This window comes from Streptantibioticus parmotrematis (assembly GCF_019890615.1).
Taxonomy (GTDB): Bacteria; Actinomycetota; Actinomycetes; order Streptomycetales; family Streptomycetaceae; genus Streptantibioticus_D; species Streptantibioticus_D parmotrematis.
In genome coordinates this window covers 1-382 of record NZ_JAINVZ010000076.1, presented here as the reverse complement: position 1 = coordinate 382, position 382 = coordinate 1, and the positions used below count along the sequence as shown (strand labels likewise).

The following is a 382-nucleotide window of genomic DNA, read 5'->3' as shown; positions in this document are numbered from 1 at the left end:
CGCCTTCGACGCCTGGCCGGTCAACATCGGCTTCCTGGCCCGCGGTTCCTCCTCCGACCCCGCGCCGCTGGTCGAGGCGCTCGCCGAGGGCGGCGCCTGCGGCTTCAAGGTGCACGAGGACATGGGCGCGCACGCCCGCGCGCTCGACACCGCGCTGCGCGTCGCCGAGGACCACGACGTCCAGGTCGCCCTGCACAGCGACGGCCTCAACGAGTGCCTGAGCGTGGAGGACACCCTGCGGGTGCTGGAGGGCCGCACCATCCACGCCTTCCACATCGAGGGCTGCGGCGGCGGTCACGTCCCCAACGTGCTGAAGATGGCGGGCGTCCCCAACGTCATCGGCTCCTCCACCAACCCCACCCTGCCGTTCGGCCGCGACGCG

General features: G+C 73.0%; 1 protein-coding gene. It reads left to right on the top strand.

Annotated elements, in window-relative coordinates; translation table 11 throughout:
- On the top strand, window positions 1–382 hold a 382-nt coding region (locus K7472_RS32310), incomplete at both ends, for an amidohydrolase family protein (protein ID WP_222982835.1).